We start from the raw sequence: 19,148 nt of genomic DNA, 5'->3' as shown, positions 1-19,148 counted from the left end.
CAGCCTGCGGCTAGCTTCCTAGTTTACTCTTTGATTTTCATTGAGTATAAGTTCATTTTCATACGAGCTGGACTAGAGCCTATTCTAAGGCACTAGCTCCTGCTACGATTTCTGTAATTTCTTGTGTAATCGCCGCCTGTCTGGCACGGTTATACTGGATAGTCAAATCATTGATAACTTTTTTAGCATTATCTGTAGCGGTTTGCATAGCCGTCATCCCTGCCGCATTTTCAGCTGTCTTAGCATCAATAATAGCACCGTAAATCATACTTTCTGCAAACTGTGGCAATAGTTGTTCCAAGATTTCTTCTCGACTTGTTTCAAGCTCAAATGTCAAGCTATAGTTATCATCTGCTTCATTTGGGTCCAAGTCGACAATTGGAAGCATCTGCTCCACACGCATTTGACTTGTCAGTGTATTCACGTGGTGGTTGTAGCAAACATAGAGCTCATCGAAAAGTTCATTTTGATACATTTCAATGGTTTTTGAAATAATCTTATGAACTTCATCGAAGCTTGGTTGACTGGCTAGACCACGCAATTCATAAATTGGCTGAATACCACGAGCTTTAAAGAAGTCTGCTCCCATACCACCGATACAGATGACTTCAAAATCATCACCTGAAGGATGGTATTCTTGCTGCAGTTCCATAACTGCCTTCAAGATTGAAGAGTTATATCCTCCAACGAGACCACGGTCAGATGTAATGACGATATAGCCTGTTTTTTTGACAGGGCGACTAATCAACATTGGATTCGTTGATCCGCCAGCACCATCTCCATGAAGGATATCTGTAAGGAGTTTACGGACTTTTTGAGCATAAATCTGGAAGTTGCGTGCAGCTTCTTCAGAACGACCTAACTTAGCTGCAGAAACCATCTGCATGGCGTTAGTAATTTGACTAGTATTTTTCGTTGAGGCGATTTTTGTTTTAATATCATTTAGAGATACTGCCATCTGACACCTCTATTCTTATTGGAAGCTGGATTGGTTGAGAAACTCGGTAATCGCAGCATCCAAGACTGCTTCATCTGGCAAGTCTTTTGTTTCACGAATAGTTTCCAAAATCTCTGGATGTTGCGCATCAAAGAAGGCATGGAATTCTTCCTCAAAACGAACAATATCATCTACTGATACAGTATCCAAGAATCCATGAGTCAAGGCATACAGGATGGTTACTTGTTTCTCAACAGGTAGTGGTTTATGAACAGGTTGTTTCAATACTTCTACAGTACGACGACCACGGTTCAATTTAGCCTGTGTAGCTGCATCCAAGTCTGAACCAAATTTAGTGAAGGCTTCCAACTCTCGGTATGAAGCAAGGTCGATACGAAGAGTACCAGCAACCTTCTTCATGGCTTTAATCTGAGCAGAACCACCAACACGAGATACAGAAGAACCCGCATCAATAGCTGGACGAATACCAGCATTAAAGAGACTATCGCTTAAGAAGATTTGTCCATCCGTAATAGAGATTACGTTTGTCGCGATATAAGCTGAGATATCTCCTGCTTGGGTCTCGATAAATGGAAGAGCCGTGATAGATCCACCACCAAGCTCATCTGAAACTTTAGCAGAACGCTCAAGTAGACGGCTGTGAAGGTAGAAGACATCCCCTGGGAAGGCCTCACGACCTGGTGGACGACGGAGCAAGAGAGAAAGTTCACGATAAGCTACCGCTTGTTTAGATAGGTCATCATAAACGATTAACACATGCTTCCCTTGGTACATGAACTCTTCTGCCATAGCGACCCCTGCATAAGGAGCAAGGAAAAGCAATGGAGAAGGTTGTGAAGCTGAGGCTGTCACAACGATTGTGTAATCCAAGGCACCGTACTGACGAAGTGTTTCTACTTGTGTACGAACTGTTGATTCTTTTTGTCCAATCGCTACATAGATACAAATCATATCTTGACCTTTTTGGTTCAAGATAGCGTCAATAGCGATAGTTGTCTTCCCTGTTTGACGGTCACCGATGATCAATTCACGTTGGCCACGACCGATTGGAACAAGGGCGTCAATAGCTTTCAAACCTGTTTGCAATGGTTCTGATACAGACTTACGTTGCATGACACCAGGAGCTGGTGCTTCAACTGGACGAGTCTTATCTGTGTTGATTGGCCCCAAACCATCCACTGGACGACCAAGGGGATCGACAACACGTCCAATCAAGCTATCACCAACTGGAACTTCCATGATTTTCCCTGTACGACGAATGGTGTCGCCTTCACGGATATCTGTAAAGTCCCCAAGGATGATAATACCGACATCTGTTGATTCCAAGTTTTGCGCCATACCATAAGAGCCATTTTCAAAAATCAACAGCTCACCACTCATGGCATTTTCAAGACCATGAGCACGCGCAATCCCGTCACCAATATAGGTTACAACACCTGTTTCAGTCACATCAAAATTGGGTTTGAAATTTTCAATTTGTTGCTTAATTAAAGCGCTGATTTCTTGTGCGTTAATTGCCAAAAGAACACCACTTTCTATTTCAAATTTTCCTTAACAACTTTAAGTTGTTGTTTAATACTCACATCAATTGTCTTGTGATTGGCAAAAATAACAAAACCACCGATTAAACTATCGTCAATTTTTTCCTTAATGCTACGAACTTTTAGAGACATCTTTTTCTCGATGAGAGGAATTAGTCGTTCTTTCTGTTCGTCAGTCAAAGGATGTGCAGACAAAATAGTCACTTCAAAACGATTGGTTTCTTTTTCAAGACGATTCAAGCAATCTACAATCACATCATAAAAAAGATTGGATCGATGATTGTAAAGTATAACCTCGATAAAGTTTTGCATTAAAGGTGACACAGAACCTTGGAAAAAACGAACTGTTTTTTCTTTATCCAACTCATCTACTTCCACTTGCGCTAAAAAAATAGGTAAGCCAGTTTCTTCAGCAACTTGCTTGATTTGAGTCAAGTCTGAAAAAATAGAGTCTTCTTCTCCTTTTTCAATCACCAATTGGACAAAAGGCATGCTGTATTTTTCAATTACCTTTAAAGTCTTTTTGTCCATTAAGCTTCTCCTAGCTGATCGATATACTGATCAATGAGTTCTTTATGGGCCTGACTGTCAAGGTTTTTAGAGAGAATTTTCTCAGCTAGGCTGATTGTTAAGTCAGCTACATCTCCCTTAACACTTTGTAAAGCTTCAGCTTTATTTTGAGCAATTTCTTGGTTGGCTTTTTCTTTTAAGCGCCCTGCTTCAAGTTTAGCTTCGGCTAAAATATCGGCTCTACTTTTCTCAGCAGTTCCCTTTGCATTCTCGATAATCGTTTTAGCTTCGGTACGGCTACCTGCTAACTCAGCTTCACGTTTGCTAGCTAGTTCCTCAGCCTTTTTACGGGCTTCTTCGGCACCATCAATATCTGAAGAAATCTTTTCAGCACGTTCATCTAAGATGCTGGAAATATTTCCCCAAGCATATTTCTTCACTAAAAAGATCAATAAAAGGAAGGAACCAGCGATAAGAATAAAGTCACCGATAATGGTACTAATAGTTAAATCCATCTTCTAATCCTCCTCTACTTACTCTTCCCCTTCATTTATTTTTTTACCAATGTACATTGATGACAACATGGTAAATACATAAGCCTGAATACATGAAATGAAAATTGAAAAGGCTGTCCATAACATGTTTGCGATAAAGGCAAAAGGATACCAATACAAAGCATTTTGTGACAAGGCCAATAGCAATCCAGCTAAGACCTCACCGGCAAAAATATTTCCGTAGATCCGAATCGCCAAGGAAGCAAAATTGGTGAACTCTTCTAAAATGTTCATCGGAGTCATAAAGCCAGGTGTAACAAATGCTTTCAAATATTCTTTAACGCCTCTACGACGAACTCCTTCTACATGAGCGATCAAAGTGATCAATAATGAGAGGGATAAATCGTATCCAAGGTTAGCTGTTGGGGAAGTCCACAAGTTATAACCGTTTGTTGTTTGTACTTTTGCCATTAAGCCAATATTGTTGGCTACCAAGATAAACAGAAATAGAGAAAACAGAAACAAGGAATAGTCCTTGATGTATGATTCTCCAATGTTTGGTTTGGTAAAACCAATCACAAAGTCATAAATCATCTCAAGAGCATTTTGTTTGCCCTTTGGACGGATGGTCATTTTTCGACTTGCCCAGTAGACAAAGGCAAAAACCATCAAAACAGTTACAAGAGACATGGCAAGCAGGGTCAAATCAAAGGATATTGGTCCAATATTAACGGTTGGATTCAAACTTTCTTCCATGGTTTGACACCTCCATTTCTAAATAGAGTTGTCTATTTAATGACAAATGACATCGCTAGGGTTACAAAGAATGTTCCTTCGATAAAGGCAATCCCCATGATCATCAAACTACGCAATTGAGGGATGATATCTGGTTGGCGTGCTGCAGATTTGAACAAACCGTTCATCAAAAATCCTTCTGCAAGAGATACACCCATACAGGCAAGACATAGACCGAAAAATGTTAAATTCATGACGAATTCTCCTTTTTTAAATTAAATTTACCTCCCTAGTTTAGTCCTAAAATTTGCTTTTGTCAACTTTTTACTAGTAATGAAAGCGTTTCGAATCATTTATTTCTAATTTTACGATTTTCAAGACAATTATATAGAAAATTTTATTGTCTTTTCATACCACTTTCGCTACCTTTCCTTGTTTTCTGAAAATAAAAAAACCGAGTTTTACAACTCGGATTTGTCAGTTCTTATCTGAAATAAATTGAGTAATGATTTTGACAAGCTGGATTAAATGCAGCATTACAAAATGGACAAGTGCCCGTCTCTGTATACTCCTCATACGTTAGTATTTTCCCACAGGATCCACATAAGACAGGTCTATCCTCTTTCAGATTTAAAGGATAGGGAGAAAATATGTGCGACTCCAGTTCATTATGACACTGATAACAGGCATAGTATTTCTGACACTCATAGCACTGAAGTGCTACGATATCCTTATCACTATGGTAATGAACACATCTGCTTTCATGATCTACTAGTAAGCCATGAGCTTGAACCATTCTTTTTCCTTATCTAGGCACGAACTGTGACGCTTGTTCCATCTTCTTTGTAAAGATTGATGAGACCTTCTTTCAAAGCACGTACCATGTCACCAGCTTCTACTGGTTGAGGAACCTTGATAGTCAAAAGTTCCATTGGATTTGGGGCACGATCGATTTTATTTCCTTTAGCATCGTGAAGGTCTTCTATATAAGTCTCAAAATGACGGAAACCTGGACCGTAGAATTCAACTTGGTCACCTTCGTTGATAACGTTGCGTTGGCGAATGGTTGCAGTCTGAGTCGCAGCATCATAAGCTACTACTTCAGCAACAAACTTGTATTCTGGAATCTTACGACGAGCTCCGAAAAGTTGCTCATTTTCAGATGGTGTTCCGTAGTAGAAACCTGTAGCCAACTCACGTTGGGCAACCTTCCACATTTCATCAATCAAGTCTTGCTTAATAGCTTCAAACTTTTCAGGGCTCTCAAGATAGGCATCAACAGCAGCCTTGTAGCAGTTTGTTACTGTTGAAACATAGTGGATAGACTTCATACGGCCCTCAATCTTCAAACTGTCCACACCATTTTCAATCATATCTGGGATATGGTCAATCATAGACATATCGACCGCAGACATAGAGAATTCTTCAGGAATTTCTCCCTTGAGACTCTTACGTTCCTTACCGAACGGCATATCGTAAAGGTCATATTTCCAACGGCAAGATTGTGAACATCCACCACGGTTGGCATCACGCATGCTCATGTGGTTTGATAGAGTACAACGACCAGAGTATGAGATACACATAGCTCCATGAACGAAGGCTTCTATCTCAACATCTGTACGTTTGCGAATCTCTGCCAATTCTTCCATAGAAACCTCACGCGCCAAAACGACACGCGTCAAGCCAAGTTCTTTCCAGAATTCTAGAGTTTCATAGTTGGTCGCACTTGCTTGTGTTGAAAGGTGGATTTCAAGTCCTGGTGCTTCTGTTGCAGCAATCATAATCAAGGCTGGATCAGACACGATAACCGCTGCAATCCCAATATCACGTAATTTACGGAACCATTCGCCGGCCCCTTCTTCATTTCCCTCGTGCATAACCATATTGGCAGCCACATATACCTTAGCTCCATACTTAGCCGCGAACTGTACTCCTTCTTCCATTTGTTCGAAAGTGAAGTTACCCGCGCGGCTACGAAGACCATAGGCCTGACCACCGATAAAGACAGCATCTGCTCCATATTGAACAGCTACTTTTAGTTTTTCAAGTGTTCCTGCAGGTGATAGAACCTCAGGACGTTTCAAAGTTTTTGTCATGTTTTCTCCTATTTACAATATAAAAGTTTGACACTAATCTTTACCATTTTATAGCAAAAAGGTTCTAAAATCAAGTTTTGATTGATTGTTTAGACAATTTTAATTTTCTTGAAAAGCTAAGCTCAGCGAACTGTTTCTATTTGCCAAGCACTCCAACCTTTAAAACGAACGGCCCCCTTTTGATCCGTTTTGTAAATCGAATTCCCATATTCATGGTTGTTCTCCCCATTTTTTTCTTTAAATTTTTTCTTCTTGTCTACAGAAACGACAGTGATTTTAGGATGAAATATTTCGAAGACTTCGACATCTGTCTTTTTCTTCGATGCTTGCTGATGAGTTAGCACTACATCTGCTTGGATTTTTGGATAAGACTTGTTTAAGAACTTCTCCTCTATATTTCCAGTGACTAGAAAAGTTTGATTTAGTAGTTTTCCATACATGGCTATTGAGGTTTTACTATCACTGTTTTGATTTTCGATTACTTCTAAACTACTCCCAAAAATAACTAACTGCTCTCCTGTTTTAATAGGACGCACTTTCAAGTTACTTTCCTTTAATTTATCCATAAATTCTCTTTTAGAAAGAGTTTCTTCAGTTACTAGAATCTCTCCAAGATTGAAGGCTTTACTAATTTCTAGTAGATGGTCTAGCTGCTTAGGTTCACTATCCGTTAAAACAAGCTGATCAATCTTTGCCACTCCTCTACTTTTCAGATAGGGAATTAAACTCCGTTTGGCAACACTCGAGGTGACTTTCTCCTGCCAAGCTTCTTTTTTCTCAACTGCTAACTTTTCACCGACATCCAGTAATATTGTCTTTCCTGTCATGTCTCTTAGGAAAATGCTCCGTCCCTGCTCCATGTCTAGGACTGTGATTTCATTTTCCAGTGGATGTTTGGTTACTAAGAAAAGGGAAACGATAAAAAGGATAAGCAAAGGCGCTTTCTTCAAATTTTTACGATAATCATAAATCAGCGCCAAAGAGACTAATAGACATACCAAAACCCAGAGATTAGGTTGACCAAAAATAAAGGGTCTAGTAGATAGCTGAGAAACATATCGTATGATGTTCTCTAGCCATTCAAAGAGAAAGTTAAACTGGGTAATAGGATATATCCATGACAGACAGAAGAGCATTGATAAAAGTGGTAACAAGACCATGTCAAATAAAAAAGAAAAGACAAAGGTTAAGAGTATGGACCAAGGTTGAAATTCAGAAAAATAGAATGATAAAATTGGCAGGATTCCTAAGGAAATAATGAAACTTTCTCTCACCAGACCTTTTATTCCTCCTACTTCTTCACCAGTCATGGTCAGGATAAAGGCATAGGCACAGGAGAGTACTCCACCAGCAGTTAGGAAGAAATTCGGCATCACGATGAACAAGACAAGGACTGTCAAAGCAAAGTTATCCAGCCCCTTGAAGCCATGTTGAGCCAAAAGTTTTTGTAAGAGACTACGAATAACAGAAGCTGAGAACCCTGTCAAACCTGCATAGACCAAAGAAAAGGGATAGGCAAGCCATTTGAACTTCTCTTGCGTCAAACCTAATCGTAAGAGTGACTTTTTAAAAGCATTCATGAAGAAACCAACCTGCATCCCTGACAAAGCAAAAAGGTGAATAATCCCTAGACTTGAATAGAGTTCATTCATTTCCTCAAAGTCGGTGTCCAAGTGCCCTAATAAAAGACCTGTCATATAATTACGCATGGGGTCAGGAAAATTCCTTTTTATCCAGACAACTGCTTTTCTCCGCAGGCTGGATAGATTTTCTCCTATATCCCAGCTGGATGCTTTCTTTAATTCGACAATTTCTGATATAGTTAAGGTCTGATAAATTCCCTGTGTTTTGAGATAGTTTCGATAATCAAATCCAGCAAAATTATTTGCTCCTTGAGGAATAGCTAGCTTTCCTTTTATTACTATCTCGTGCAGTTCAGATAACTCTTTAAACCTTTCCTTTTCAGCCTCTGACTGGAATTTATAATAGACCTGAAAGAGTCTGCCATCAGCCTTCCCACGAAAGGCTAGACTATCACCGTTCACCTTGATAGTATCAGGCAAGATTCGTACCGTATTAACGGAGTCAACAAGATGTTGACTCGCTTCTTCTTGTTGCCATTTTTGAAATATAAACCAGCTACCAAATAGTCCACAAACAAAGAGAACCTTGACCACAGTCTTCCATGGAAATTGAAAAAAGAGACAAAGCAGTAAAAAGACAAAGCCCAAAAGTGCTAAAAAGCTTGCTGAAAAGATAGCATAGTAGAGCCAAAGCAGGAGAAAACTGAGATAGATTTTGGGGATGGGAAATCGACTAATCCACTGTGACATACTCTTTTAACTTTTCTATCGTTTTTGCACCAATACCAGAAACCTTTTTGAGTTCATCAACTGACTTAAACTTACCGTTAGACTCACGGTGGTCGATGATATCCTGAGCACGTTTGGCTCCCAACCCCTTGACTTGTTTAAGTTCTTCTAAACTGGCTTTATTGAGATTGACTTTCTTGTTTTCTTTGGTGTTGGAAGCATTTGAATGTGGCTCTTGGTTGGTAGCTTCTTCCTTAGTCGGAACATAAACAAGTGCTTCATCACTAATTCTCTGGGCAAGATTGATAGACTTACTGTCTGCATTATCTGTTAATCCACCCGCTTTCTGGACAGCATCATTGATACGACTTCCAACTGGCAAATCATAGATTCCAGGTGATTTAACAGCACCTTTGACATCGACAGTAATTAGATCTTGCTCCACTACTTCTTCCTTCTGATTTTTATCTTCCTTTTCATCCGTCGAATCCTTTGAAACAGCTACAACTTCAGTCTGCAAATTACTCTCCTTAGCAGGCGTTTGAGCGACTGGTTTTAGGAGGAAAAATCCACCTAAGACCAAGCCCAAACTAGCACAGATGACAATGATTTTATATTCTTTGATTTTCTCAATAAGTTCTTCCATATCTTCTCCTCTCTTAGCTTATTCGTAAGAGAAAGAAAAAACAGCTGAAAAAACTTTTCAACTGCTTACTTATTTGCAAAATATTCTTCTTTGGTCAAGACATAATGGACATCTGTTACGAATCTTCCAGGTTCATTTTTATCCATTCTAGCATATGGTTCTTCGTGAGAGAAACGCATTCCTGATTTCTCCATGACCTTTCCTGATGCGGGATTATCCTTATCATGAAAGGCATCTAACTTATTCATTCCTATCTTTTCAAAAGCCAGTTCAATTACAGCTCGATTGGCTTCAGTTGTCAAACCTTGATTCCAATATTTTTGATTGATAATATAACCAATGGTTGCCTTCTTAAGAACAGTATCCAACTTGTGCAGGTCAATAGTTCCAATAAACTCTCCAGTACTTTTTAGTTCAATTCCCCATCGGCCCAATGGATTGGCTAAATAAAACTGGGCAATATTATTCTTGGTTTCCTCCAGACTTTGATTGGTTGGAAAAGTGTAGCGTGTATTTTCCTTGTCTGAAGCATATTCAAACATGGCTTCTGCATCATCAAGTGTTACTGGTCTAAGTACTAAGCGTTCTGTTTCGATAATTTGATGCTTCGCTAGTTTGATAAATAATAATTCCATGATTGTACCTCCTAAAATAAGTTGGTAAAAGAATAACATAAAAGAAATAGGTTTACAAGTTTTTCTTGCAATTTATAGCGGTTTCATATAAAATAAGAACATCACAAGAAAAGACTGGGTTCTTCCTGTGATGATTTCGTATAAGAACCTAGATGTTAAATAAGGAGCTAATCTCTATGTTAATTGGAATTCCAAAGGAAATTAAAAACAATGAAAATCGTGTTGCTTTGACACCTGCTGGTGTACAGAGTCTTGTCGGTCGTGGTCACCGAGTCCTCATTGAAACAAATGCTGGACTTGGATCTGGTTTTGCTGATGCTGACTATGAAAAGCAAGGAGCTGAGATTGTCGCAACTGCTGCTGAAGCCTGGGCTGCAGAGTTAGTTGTTAAAGTCAAGGAACCCCTTGCTAGTGAGTACCAGTTCTTGCGTGACGATTTACTTCTCTTCACCTACTTGCACATGGCAGCAGCCCCAGAATTAGCGGATGCTATGCTTGCAGCGAAAACAACTGGTGTTGCTTATGAAACTGTACGCAATACTGAAGGTCAACTTCCTCTATTGGTTCCAATGAGTGAGGTTGCAGGTCGTATGGCTGTCCAAATCGGAGCTCACTTCTTGACGAAACAAGCTGGTGGTTCTGGAGTTCTTTTAGGTGGTGTCCCAGGTGTACCAAAAGGAAAAGTAACCATTATCGGTGGTGGTGTCGTTGGTACACACGCAGCACGTATCGCTCTTGGTTTAGGAGCTCAAGTAACTATTCTTGATATCAGCGCTAAACGTCTCTCTGAACTTGAAGATGTCTTTGGTCACCAAATCCAAACACTCATGTCTAACCCATTTAATATCGAAGCAAGTGTGCGTGAAGCAGACGTTGTTATCGGTGCAGTATTGATTCCTGGTGCCAAAGCTCCAAAATTAGTGACAGATGACATGGTTCAACAAATGCGTCCTGGTTCTGTCATCGTAGACGTTGCTGTAGACCAAGGTGGTGTTATTGCAACAGCTGACCGTGTGACAACCCATGATGAGCCTGTCTATGAAAAACACGGTGTTCTCCACTATGCAGTTGCTAACATTCCTGGAGCAGTTGCTCGTACTTCTACTATCGCCCTTACAAATGTGACTCTTCCATATATCGAAGCCTTGGCAGGAAAAGGATTTAAGAAAGCAATCCTTGAAGACGCAGGCTTGCTTGAAGGTGTAACAACTTATCAAGGTCAACTCACCAGCCAACCAGTTGCTGAAGGTTTAGAACGTGACTTCACACCTATCAGTGAACTTGTCTAATAAGAAATTCAAAAAATTAAGAGCAGTTTTTCAACTGCTCTTTTTCTTTATTCTGTTTCTTCTTGATTTTCTTCAGCTTTGACAGGTCGAGGTTCATAGGCTCTGATAATCTGAGCAACGACTGGATGGCGAACCACATCCTTAGCTGAAAAATGAACGAAGTCAATCTGGTGAATGTTCTTAAGTTTTTCCTGGGCATCAATCAAACCTGATTTAACATTACGTGGTAGGTCAATCTGGCTAATATCCCCATTGACAATCATTTTAGAATTGAATCCAAGACGTGTCAAGAACATCTTCATCTGCATGATGGTTGTATTTTGGGCTTCATCCAAGATGACAAAGGCATCATCCAAGGTACGTCCACGCATGTAGGCCAAAGGCGCAATCTCAATAATTTCTCTCTCCATGAGACGAGTTGTTTGGTCCTTCCCAAGAATTTGGTACAAGGCGTCATAGACTGGTCGAAGATAAGGGTCTACTTTTTCTTTCAAATCACCAGGTAGAAATCCTAGGCTTTCTCCAGCTTCTACTGCTGGACGAGTCAGGATAATACGCTTGACTTGGCCACGTTTGAGAGCTGTAACAGCCAAGGTCACTGCTAGGAAGGTCTTACCTGTCCCCGCTGGCCCAATCCCGAAGGTCACATCATGGTTCTTAACACTATCTACATAAAGTTTTTGACCTAGTGTCTTTACACGTATCGGCTTACCAGTATTGTCTTTGATAATCTCTTCTTCATAGAGGGCAACAAACTTATCGATTTCATTGTTTCTAACCATATTGATGGCTGTCACCACATCCGGAGTTCCTACTGTCATGCCACGATTGACCAAGACCATCAAGGCTTGAATTACTTGTCGTGCTTCTTCACAAGAAGACTCCTCTCCCAAGACTTGTACAATCTCTGTACGAGCATGGATGATAACATCTAACTCATCCTCCATCAAGCGAAGATAGCGTTCATTGGAACCAAAAAGATGAAACAGGTCATCTGGATGACTTAACTGAATGTCTATTGAATGTTCCTTCAAATAAAGAACCTCTCTAACTCTTTAATTTCTTTTTATTATAGCAAAGGCAATTAGAAATTGCTATCCTTAACACCAATGCCCTTTTTAATGTTCTAAATATTCTTGCCAGATACGATCGAAGTCTCCCATATTAAAGGAAAAACTAGCATGTTCTTCTAAAAATCGGCTCACCTGATCGAAATCATCCGTATGTTTTGGGAAGGCTGACTCCTCAAAGGCAAGATCCGCTAAATTTGCTTTGGGACTATGACTTTTAGGATTACGCTCTGTCATAAGCCAAGTATAAAATGATTTTCGCATAAGCCTCCCTAAATTAACTCTGTACCAAATTGGTCTTGTTTAATCTTTCCAGCTTTCATTAAACCACCAAGAGCTTTTTTAAACTGACCTTTAGAAATACCAAAGGTAGCCTTGATGTCATCTGGTGATGATTTGTCATTTAAGGTCATAAATCCACCATTACTTTCCAAGTAAGTCAGAATCATTTGTGCATCATTTTCTAACATCTCAAAAGAGCGAGGTTTTAGCGATAGATTAAGCGTTCGGTCAACTTCACGGAAACCAATGACACGCACATCTAACACTTGGCCCAAACGTGGCTCTGCATAGCGCTCACTTGGATGGATAAATCCAAGCATGTTGTTTTCTGGTAGATAGACAAAAGTTCCTGATAACTTAAGACGATAAACGATTGCAGGCCAGTTCTGATTTTGCATGTTGTTGTATGCTGGACGTGCCAAACGTTGGAAGTCTTCCTGATAAGCCAAAACTCCCCAGATACGGTCTTTCTTATCTACTTCTAGACGAATATAAAGTTTATCGCCCTTCTTAGGCCAAAGCTCTTTCAGTTCAGGTAGGATATCCAGTGACACAACGACTTCCTTGTCAGGAAGCCCTGTATCAACAAAAACACCTAAATCCTTACGAACCTCTGTTACCGTTCCCCAACCAAATTGATCTTGAGTTGCAGTCACTTCTTGAGTTGTCAAGCGAAGTTTTTGCTTCATGTCTGTGTAGGCAAAACCTTTAACATTATCACCAACTGTATGCTGATCTTCTTCCTTAGCAAGAGCGTATGTTTGACCATCCTTTTGAACAAAGTAAAAACGGTCATTTTCATCGATGACAAGTCCAACGATAAAACTTGCAAGATTTGTATTCATGTTTCCTTCTTTCGAATAAAACTCAGCCAGCAATGCCAACTGAGTTTTTCTGTTTATTTCTTAGACTTCCAAGATTTCTTTTTCTTTATTGGCAGTCATCTCGTCGATGTGTTTAACAGCATCGTCTGTGGCTTTTTGAATATCTTTTTCAAGAGTCTTCAATTCATCTTCAGTGATTTCTTTAGCTTTTTCTTGTTTTTTAGCTTCATCCATAGCGTCACGACGGATATTACGGATAGCTACTTTAGCATTTTCACCAACTTTTTTCACTTCTTTAGCGAGATCGCGACGAGTTTCTTCTGTAAGAGCTGGGATAACCAAGCGAATAACAGAACCATCGTTAGCTGGTGTAATACCAAGATCTGAAGCGTTCAAAGCACGCTCGATATCCTTCAATGAAGATTTATCAAATGGTGTTACCAACAAGACACGCGCTTCAGGAATTGTGATAGAAGCGATTTGGTTAAGAGGTGTTTCGACACCATAGTATTCAACAGTAATACGGTCAAGCAAGCTAGCGTTAGCACGACCTGCACGGATACCACCAAATTCACGAGCAAGTGAGTGGTGAGATTGAGTCATTCTCTCTTTAGCTTTTTCTACAATTGCGTTAGCCATAATTTTTCCTATTCCTTTTCTTCGATATTGTTTGAAACTGTTGTACCGATATTTTCACCAAATACAACACGTTTGATATTACCAGGTTGGTTCATATTAAAGACTACCAAGTCGATGTCGTTATCCATTGAAATCGTTGAAGCTGTTGAATCCATGATACCAAGGCCTTTATTGATAACATCACGGTGAGTCAATTCTTCAAATTTAACAGCAGTCTTATCTTTCTTAGGATCTGCATTGTAGACACCGTCTACACCATTCTTAGCCATCAAAATAGCGTCTGCTTCAATTTCAGCTGCACGAAGAGCTGCTGTAGTATCTGTTGAGAAATATGGTGAACCGATTCCTGCACCAAAGATAACGATACGACCTTTTTCGAGGTGACGAAGGGCACGTCCACGAATATAAGGTTCTGCTACTTGTTGCATAGCAATGGCTGTTTGTACACGAGTATCAACTCCAGCTTGTTGCAATGAGTCTGCCATCACAAGAGCATTCATAACTGTCCCAAGCATTCCAGTGTAATCTGCCTGAACGCGATCCATACCAGCTTCTGCTGCAGGTTCGCCACGCCAAAGGTTTCCACCTCCGATAACCAAGGCAATTTCAATTCCTAACTCGTGAACTTCCTTGATTTCTTGAGCCATACTTTGAACAGTTTTGATATCAATCCCGACACCACGTTCGCCAGCAAGGGCTTCACCAGATAGCTTGATTAAGATACGTTTATACTTAGGTTCTACCATTTTCTCTCTCCTTTTTTTATCCTACCTATTTTATCACAATTTCAAAGATTTTTATAGTATCATGAGCAATTCTTTCAAAAAAATTAGACAGATAAAAATTTCTCTAAATCGGACAATGCACGCTCTGCGATTTTCTCATAACGAGTCTTTTTATCACGGATTCGTTCACCTTCTAATTCCTTGATAATACCAAAGTTTACATTCATAGGTTGGAAGTGTTTGCTATCAGCATGCGTAATATAATGAGCTAAACTACCAATAGCTGTAGTCTCTGGGAAAATAGCTTCGCTTTCTCCCTTGAAAAGACGAGCTGCGTTTATACCTGCTACTAACCCTGATGCTGCTGATTCAACATAACCTTCCACGCCCGTCATCTGACCAGCAAAGAAAAGATTTGGCTGTTTCTTAGAACGATATGTTTGCTCAAGAAGATTTGGAGAATCCATATAAGAATTGCGGTGCATAACGCCATAACGGACAAACTCGGCATTTTCAAGACCTGGAATCATTTGGAAGACACGCTTCTGCTCTCCCCATTTGAGGTGAGTCTGGAATCCCACGATATTGTAGAGACTTCCCGCCGCATTATCTTGACGAAGCTGAACGACTGCGTAAGGAGTTTTAAAGTCGCCATCACGAGGTCCTTTATAGTCTTCTGGATATTCTAGACCAACTGGTTTCATAGGGCCATAAAGCATGGTTTTAATGCCACGTTTAGCCATAACTTCAATTGGCATACACCCTTCAAAGTACTTTTCTTTTTCAAAAGAATTAAGGGGTGCTTCTTCTGCATTGACCAAAGCTTCATGGAAATCCATAAACTCTTGCTTGGTCATTGGAGCATTGAGATAAGCTGCTTCTCCTTTATCATAACGAGACTTTAGGTAGACCTTATTCATATCAATGGTATTGACGTCTACGATTGGAGCTGCAGCATCGTAGAAATAAAAACCATCTCCTCCATTGAGTGCATGAATTTTCTCAGCAAGAGCATCACTTGTTAAAGGACCAGTTGCTACAACTGTAATAGCATCTGTTGGCAATTCTGTGATTTCGTCACGAACGACCTCAATCAAAGGATGATTGGCAATCTTTTCAGTAACCATTTGAGAGAAACCATCACGGTCAACCGCGAGAGCACCACCAGCAGGAACACGCGTTGCTTCTGCCGATTCTAAAATCACAGAACCAAGACGACGCATTTCTTCCTTAAGGAGCCCGACAGCATTTGTAAGAGCATCTCCTCGTAATGAGTTGGAACACACTAATTCTGCAAAATTATCTGTTTTATGCTGAGGTGTTGATTTGACACCACGCATTTCATAGAGTTTAACTGGAATACCACGCTCTGCGATTTGGTAAGCAGCTTCAGACCCCGCTAAACCTGCTCCGATAACATTAATATAAGATTGAGACACGACACTAATACCTCTTTGGGTGGAACCTAGGTCCAAATAAAAACAAGCTACTGGACTGTTTGACACCCACAAATCTTTCTAATTTTTCTTTTACTAGTATAACAAAAAAAGGGAAGAAGGCAAACTTCCCTGTTTAGTCATCCGATTGATTCTCTTCCCATTCATGATAAGATGCATAGAGCTGGCTTTTGTTCCACTGATATATTTTAGCAACTTCCTTAATGGCTTGATTTTTCTTAACACCTTCTTGGATACGATTTTGTATTTCAGAGAATAAATCTTCTTCATCCTTATCTTCTACTTCTTGACTAGCACCTTCTACGATGAGAAGGCACTCGCCCTTGAGCGGTGTTTCAGATATGCTTTCTAGTAACTCTGTAATATTCCCCCGTTGGTATTCTTCAAAAATCTTAGTCAATTCTCGAACTAAGACAACTGAACGATCACCGTAGACCTCTAGCATATTTTCTAGAGTATCAGCCACACGATGTGGAGATTCATAGAAAATCTGGGTCTCAGGATACTCTTTTTTTGATTCGAAAAATTGCTTTTGTTGTCCCGATTTTCGAGGTAAGAATCCATAAAAAATGTGGGGTTGTGGAGCTAAACCACTGGCAATCAAGGCAGAAATTCCTGCGCTAGCACCTGGAACTGTGACAACTGCTATATCTTCTTCAATTGCCGCCTTGACTAAATCATGACCTGGGTCAGAAATGCTAGGTAGACCAGCATCCGAGACCTGAGCAATATTTTGACCTTGTTTCAACCAACCAATCAAATCAGGAATCTTTTCCTTGGCATTATGCTCATGAAAACTGAATTGTTTAGTTGAAATATCGAAGTGCTTGAGCAATAGACCAGTATTACGAGTATCCTCGGCAGCAATCCAGTCCACTTCTTTCAAAGTCTGAATAGCACGAAAGGTCATATCCTCTAGATTCCCAATCGGAGTTGCGACGAGATATAACTTACCGTAAGGTGACTGCCCTTTAAAACTTTTTTGAATCTGCATGCTTACTCCCTAAACAACAATTCATCACAAAACATACATTCTGCATCTTGTTCACGACGTTGGCCATAAAAGTCGCGACACACATGAAAACCGTCGTCATAGATTCGGCTCACGTTTTCTCTAACATGCTTGGTCTTAGTTGGAGCTGTTTCTTCTTCCTCACTCAAGCGCTCTCTCAGTTTATCGTTTTCTAAGCGAAGAGCTGTATTCTCTTCTACAACACTCTTGAGATTTTTTTTGATGGCTTCGACATCTGCCAAGGTTGCCAACAACTGTTGAGAAAAATCATCTAAGGCATCAAATAATTCTTTCTTGTTCATGAACAGCCCTTTCTTTTTCTGTCTTCATGTTCATTTTATTGTAAAACTAGGTATTCCAAAGAATTCTGGAAAGACACATTTGCTTTCCACATTTTTCTGGCTTTGAGAAGGTTTTGCAATATTGTACGTGCTGCATTTTTTTGAATCTCTTGGCCTGCTAAAACTTCTAAAATTCTAAAAACTTGGTCTTGTTTTTCTTTGTCATCTGCTAAACTAGCTAATTTTGAGACCTGTAAATAAGATTCCTTTTTCCCAGCATCTAACCAAGAATAGAATCGTTCACTTTCTTCAACTAGAGTCCAAAAACTTGTTTGATTTGTCAGTTTTTCGGCTTCTGCTTGCGATTGACTAAATTCAGCTAAAAGCATTGCTTTATTTTTGACCAATCCTGCTTGTTCAAGTTGATTCCTAAGGCTTTCGACTTGCTTCTTAAATTGGAAATTTTGAGTCCGGCTTCGGATAGTTGGTAACATCTGCTCTTGATCATTGGTTAAGAAGAAAATATAGGTTTCACTTTGCGGTTCTTCAATGACCTTTAGTAGTGAATTGGCGGCATTGGCATGCATTTTTTCTGCTTGTTCAATAATAAAAACCTGACGTTGATTTTCGATTCCTGATTGAGAAAACTGGCCAACTAATTCTCGGATTCGTTCTGTTTTAATGATTTGATTTACCGGACGAATAATAGTGACATCAGGAAATTCTTCCTGATCAATCAACTTACAATTTCGGCAAGACTCACAAGGTAAGACACCCTGCTTATCTGTACAAAATAGACTCTTAGACAGAAATAAGGCCATCTCCATGCTTCCGAAATACCCTGAAAAGAGATAGGCATGATTCAGCTGTCTTTGTTCTAAGATGTGAACAAAACGGTCAAATTGCTGTGGTTGACAAGCTTTTAATTGCTCTTGATTCATTCTGTCAGCCCCATTCTGTCAAACAAAACTTGTTTAGTATTTTCAACAACTTGAACTAGCGGTAAACTTGCATCGATTTTAGCAATGCGTTCACCATCTTTCTTAAGAAGAGAAAGATAGCCTTGACGAACTTTTCTGTGCAGGTCTAAACCTTCCAAATCTAAACGATTGACTTCGCGATCGCTATTTGCCGCGATTCTTTCAAGCCCCTTCTCCACTTCAACATCAAAATAAAGTGTCAAATCTGGTTTAAGACCATCTGTCGCAAATTGATTGAGCCAGTCAATAGCTTCAATATCCAAACCACGACCAAAGCCTTGATAAGCAACTGAACTATCAATAAAACGATCCATGATGACCAATTTTCCAGCTGCAAGTGCTGGCAAGACCTTCTCTACTAGGTGCTGTCTACGACTTGCAATATAGAGAAGCAACTCTGTCTTTGGATCCATCTGAGTATGACTAGGATCTAAAATGACTTCTCGAATCTTCTCACCAATCAAAACACCACCTGGCTCACGTGTTGTTAAAAACTCAATATTCTTTTCTTCTAACAAAGGAAGGATAGCTTCAAGCACACTCGTTTTACCAGCTCCCTCTGGCCCCTCTAAAGAGACTAAAAATCCTTTTGACATGACGAACTCATTTCTTTTTTTCTTCCTTCTATTCTATCAAAAAAACAGGCATTTGTGAAAAGCTTT

General features: G+C 39.8%; 22 protein-coding genes. 1 reads left to right on the top strand and 21 read right to left on the bottom strand.

All coding sequences use genetic code 11. The features are described from left to right. Nucleotides 1-79 precede the first annotated feature (79 nt). The 11 genes from LG369_RS03345 to LG369_RS03295 form a co-directional block, all read right to left on the bottom strand. Complete coding sequence (locus LG369_RS03345; RefSeq protein WP_070677221.1) at nucleotides 80-958, bottom strand: F0F1 ATP synthase subunit gamma; 879 nt, start codon at nucleotides 956-958, stop codon at nucleotides 80-82. 15 nt (nucleotides 959-973) lie between these two features. Beyond that, the gene (atpA, locus tag LG369_RS03340) at nucleotides 974-2,479 is read right to left on the bottom strand and encodes a F0F1 ATP synthase subunit alpha (RefSeq protein ID WP_225750231.1); all 1,506 of its coding nucleotides are present in this window, start codon (nucleotides 2,477-2,479) and stop codon (nucleotides 974-976) included. A 14-nt stretch (nucleotides 2,480-2,493) separates the two neighbouring features. Continuing rightward, nucleotides 2,494-3,030 (bottom strand): F0F1 ATP synthase subunit delta, encoded by a 537-nt coding sequence (locus tag LG369_RS03335; RefSeq protein WP_225750230.1) that lies wholly within the window; start codon nucleotides 3,028-3,030, stop codon nucleotides 2,494-2,496. Next, nucleotides 3,030-3,524 (bottom strand): F0F1 ATP synthase subunit B, encoded by a 495-nt coding sequence (gene atpF / locus LG369_RS03330; protein ID WP_214261795.1) that lies wholly within the window; start codon nucleotides 3,522-3,524, stop codon nucleotides 3,030-3,032. Before atpF ends, LG369_RS03335 begins: the two co-directional genes overlap by 1 nt. Before the next feature lie 18 nt (nucleotides 3,525-3,542). After that, nucleotides 3,543-4,259, bottom strand: coding sequence for a F0F1 ATP synthase subunit A (atpB, locus tag LG369_RS03325; protein ID WP_049495745.1), 717 nt, complete (start codon nucleotides 4,257-4,259; stop codon nucleotides 3,543-3,545). A gap of 32 nt (nucleotides 4,260-4,291) precedes the next feature. Continuing rightward, complete coding sequence (locus LG369_RS03320) at nucleotides 4,292-4,492, bottom strand: F0F1 ATP synthase subunit C (protein ID WP_001054551.1); 201 nt, start codon at nucleotides 4,490-4,492, stop codon at nucleotides 4,292-4,294. 230 nt (nucleotides 4,493-4,722) lie between these two features. After that, nucleotides 4,723-5,034: a CHY zinc finger protein gene (locus tag LG369_RS03315; RefSeq protein WP_225750229.1), complete on the bottom strand. Its 312-nt coding sequence runs from the start codon at nucleotides 5,032-5,034 to the stop codon at nucleotides 4,723-4,725. A gap of 13 nt (nucleotides 5,035-5,047) precedes the next feature. After that, nucleotides 5,048-6,334, bottom strand: coding sequence for a peptidase U32 family protein (locus LG369_RS03310; RefSeq protein ID WP_006148665.1), 1,287 nt, complete (start codon nucleotides 6,332-6,334; stop codon nucleotides 5,048-5,050). 122 nt (nucleotides 6,335-6,456) lie between these two features. Further along, nucleotides 6,457-8,667 carry a ComEC/Rec2 family competence protein gene (locus tag LG369_RS03305; protein ID WP_225750228.1) on the bottom strand — a complete coding sequence of 737 codons (2,211 nt, stop codon included), beginning with the start codon at nucleotides 8,665-8,667 and terminating at the stop codon, nucleotides 6,457-6,459. Then, nucleotides 8,651-9,292 carry a helix-hairpin-helix domain-containing protein gene (locus LG369_RS03300; RefSeq protein ID WP_225750227.1) on the bottom strand — a complete coding sequence of 214 codons (642 nt, stop codon included), beginning with the start codon at nucleotides 9,290-9,292 and terminating at the stop codon, nucleotides 8,651-8,653. Before LG369_RS03300 ends, LG369_RS03305 begins: the two co-directional genes overlap by 17 nt. A 65-nt stretch (nucleotides 9,293-9,357) precedes the next feature. Next, nucleotides 9,358-9,927, bottom strand: a complete 570-nt coding sequence (locus LG369_RS03295) for a GNAT family N-acetyltransferase (protein WP_006155692.1) — start codon at nucleotides 9,925-9,927, stop codon at nucleotides 9,358-9,360. Nucleotides 9,928-10,103: 176 nt separating this feature from the next. On the opposite strand from LG369_RS03295, the gene ald reads away from it, so the two are divergent. After that, nucleotides 10,104-11,216, top strand: coding sequence for an alanine dehydrogenase (ald, locus tag LG369_RS03290; protein WP_036757336.1), 1,113 nt, complete (start codon nucleotides 10,104-10,106; stop codon nucleotides 11,214-11,216). A 47-nt stretch (nucleotides 11,217-11,263) separates the two neighbouring features. On the opposite strand, the gene LG369_RS03285 is transcribed toward ald, so the two are convergent. From LG369_RS03285 to tmk, 10 genes are all read right to left on the bottom strand, one after another. Beyond that, nucleotides 11,264-12,250 (bottom strand): PhoH family protein, encoded by a 987-nt coding sequence (locus tag LG369_RS03285; protein WP_004253290.1) that lies wholly within the window; start codon nucleotides 12,248-12,250, stop codon nucleotides 11,264-11,266. Between the two features lie 84 nt (nucleotides 12,251-12,334). Beyond that, nucleotides 12,335-12,550, bottom strand: a complete 216-nt coding sequence (locus LG369_RS03280) for a YozE family protein (RefSeq protein WP_004253287.1) — start codon at nucleotides 12,548-12,550, stop codon at nucleotides 12,335-12,337. An 8-nt stretch (nucleotides 12,551-12,558) separates the two neighbouring features. Beyond that, nucleotides 12,559-13,413 carry an RNA-binding virulence regulatory protein CvfB gene (gene cvfB, locus LG369_RS03275; protein ID WP_225750226.1) on the bottom strand — a complete coding sequence of 285 codons (855 nt, stop codon included), beginning with the start codon at nucleotides 13,411-13,413 and terminating at the stop codon, nucleotides 12,559-12,561. Between the two features lie 60 nt (nucleotides 13,414-13,473). Next, nucleotides 13,474-14,031, bottom strand: coding sequence for a ribosome recycling factor (gene frr, locus LG369_RS03270; RefSeq protein ID WP_178894893.1), 558 nt, complete (start codon nucleotides 14,029-14,031; stop codon nucleotides 13,474-13,476). An 8-nt stretch (nucleotides 14,032-14,039) separates the two neighbouring features. Then, nucleotides 14,040-14,777, bottom strand: coding sequence for a UMP kinase (gene pyrH, locus LG369_RS03265; protein WP_225750225.1), 738 nt, complete (start codon nucleotides 14,775-14,777; stop codon nucleotides 14,040-14,042). Nucleotides 14,778-14,860: 83 nt separating this feature from the next. Continuing rightward, a complete protein-coding gene (gene trmFO / locus LG369_RS03260) occupies nucleotides 14,861-16,195 on the bottom strand; it encodes a methylenetetrahydrofolate--tRNA-(uracil(54)-C(5))-methyltransferase (FADH(2)-oxidizing) TrmFO (RefSeq protein ID WP_225750224.1) in 1,335 nt (444 codons plus the stop codon). 133 nt (nucleotides 16,196-16,328) lie between these two features. After that, on the bottom strand, nucleotides 16,329-17,207 hold the full coding sequence (rsmI, locus tag LG369_RS03255) for a 16S rRNA (cytidine(1402)-2'-O)-methyltransferase (protein ID WP_225750223.1): 879 nt from the start codon (nucleotides 17,205-17,207) through the stop codon (nucleotides 16,329-16,331). 2 nt (nucleotides 17,208-17,209) lie between these two features. Next, on the bottom strand, nucleotides 17,210-17,527 hold the full coding sequence (yabA, locus tag LG369_RS03250; RefSeq protein ID WP_004253267.1) for a DNA replication initiation control protein YabA: 318 nt from the start codon (nucleotides 17,525-17,527) through the stop codon (nucleotides 17,210-17,212). A 35-nt stretch (nucleotides 17,528-17,562) separates the two neighbouring features. After that, entirely contained in the window at nucleotides 17,563-18,447 is an 885-nt protein-coding gene (locus LG369_RS03245; protein WP_225750222.1) for a DNA polymerase III subunit delta', read from the bottom strand. Further along, entirely contained in the window at nucleotides 18,444-19,082 is a 639-nt protein-coding gene (gene tmk, locus LG369_RS03240) for a dTMP kinase (RefSeq protein ID WP_225750221.1), read from the bottom strand. Before tmk ends, LG369_RS03245 begins: the two co-directional genes overlap by 4 nt. Between the last annotated feature and the right edge of the window lie 66 nt (nucleotides 19,083-19,148).

The organism is Streptococcus sp. Marseille-Q4154, assembly GCF_916700545.1.
GTDB lineage: Bacteria > Bacillota > Bacilli > Lactobacillales > Streptococcaceae > Streptococcus > Streptococcus infantis_I.
Note: the sequence above shows the minus strand (reverse complement) of the source record. Positions and strands in the feature narration are given on the sequence as shown.

Coding starts and splice junctions, on each gene's coding strand:
- LG369_RS03300 (WP_225750227.1), bottom strand. CDS start 9,292: ATGGAAGAACTTATTGAGAAAATCAAAGAATATAAAATCATTGTCATC.
- ald (WP_036757336.1), top strand. CDS start 10,104: ATGTTAATTGGAATTCCAAAGGAAATTAAAAACAATGAAAATCGTGTT.
- LG369_RS03335 (WP_225750230.1), bottom strand. CDS start 3,030: ATGGACAAAAAGACTTTAAAGGTAATTGAAAAATACAGCATGCCTTTT.
- LG369_RS03280 (WP_004253287.1), bottom strand. CDS start 12,550: ATGCGAAAATCATTTTATACTTGGCTTATGACAGAGCGTAATCCTAAA.
- LG369_RS03315 (WP_225750229.1), bottom strand. CDS start 5,034: ATGGTTCAAGCTCATGGCTTACTAGTAGATCATGAAAGCAGATGTGTT.
- LG369_RS03245 (WP_225750222.1), bottom strand. CDS start 18,447: ATGAATCAAGAGCAATTAAAAGCTTGTCAACCACAGCAATTTGACCGT.
- LG369_RS03310 (WP_006148665.1), bottom strand. CDS start 6,334: ATGACAAAAACTTTGAAACGTCCTGAGGTTCTATCACCTGCAGGAACA.
- LG369_RS03320 (WP_001054551.1), bottom strand. CDS start 4,492: ATGAATTTAACATTTTTCGGTCTATGTCTTGCCTGTATGGGTGTATCT.
- yabA (WP_004253267.1), bottom strand. CDS start 17,527: ATGAACAAGAAAGAATTATTTGATGCCTTAGATGATTTTTCTCAACAG.
- LG369_RS03305 (WP_225750228.1), bottom strand. CDS start 8,667: ATGTCACAGTGGATTAGTCGATTTCCCATCCCCAAAATCTATCTCAGT.
- frr (WP_178894893.1), bottom strand. CDS start 14,031: ATGGCTAACGCAATTGTAGAAAAAGCTAAAGAGAGAATGACTCAATCT.
- rsmI (WP_225750223.1), bottom strand. CDS start 17,207: ATGCAGATTCAAAAAAGTTTTAAAGGGCAGTCACCTTACGGTAAGTTA.
- LG369_RS03295 (WP_006155692.1), bottom strand. CDS start 9,927: ATGGAATTATTATTTATCAAACTAGCGAAGCATCAAATTATCGAAACA.
- pyrH (WP_225750225.1), bottom strand. CDS start 14,777: ATGGTAGAACCTAAGTATAAACGTATCTTAATCAAGCTATCTGGTGAA.
- atpF (WP_214261795.1), bottom strand. CDS start 3,524: ATGGATTTAACTATTAGTACCATTATCGGTGACTTTATTCTTATCGCT.
- tmk (WP_225750221.1), bottom strand. CDS start 19,082: ATGTCAAAAGGATTTTTAGTCTCTTTAGAGGGGCCAGAGGGAGCTGGT.
- LG369_RS03345 (WP_070677221.1), bottom strand. CDS start 958: ATGGCAGTATCTCTAAATGATATTAAAACAAAAATCGCCTCAACGAAA.
- cvfB (WP_225750226.1), bottom strand. CDS start 13,413: ATGAATACAAATCTTGCAAGTTTTATCGTTGGACTTGTCATCGATGAA.
- atpB (WP_049495745.1), bottom strand. CDS start 4,259: ATGGAAGAAAGTTTGAATCCAACCGTTAATATTGGACCAATATCCTTT.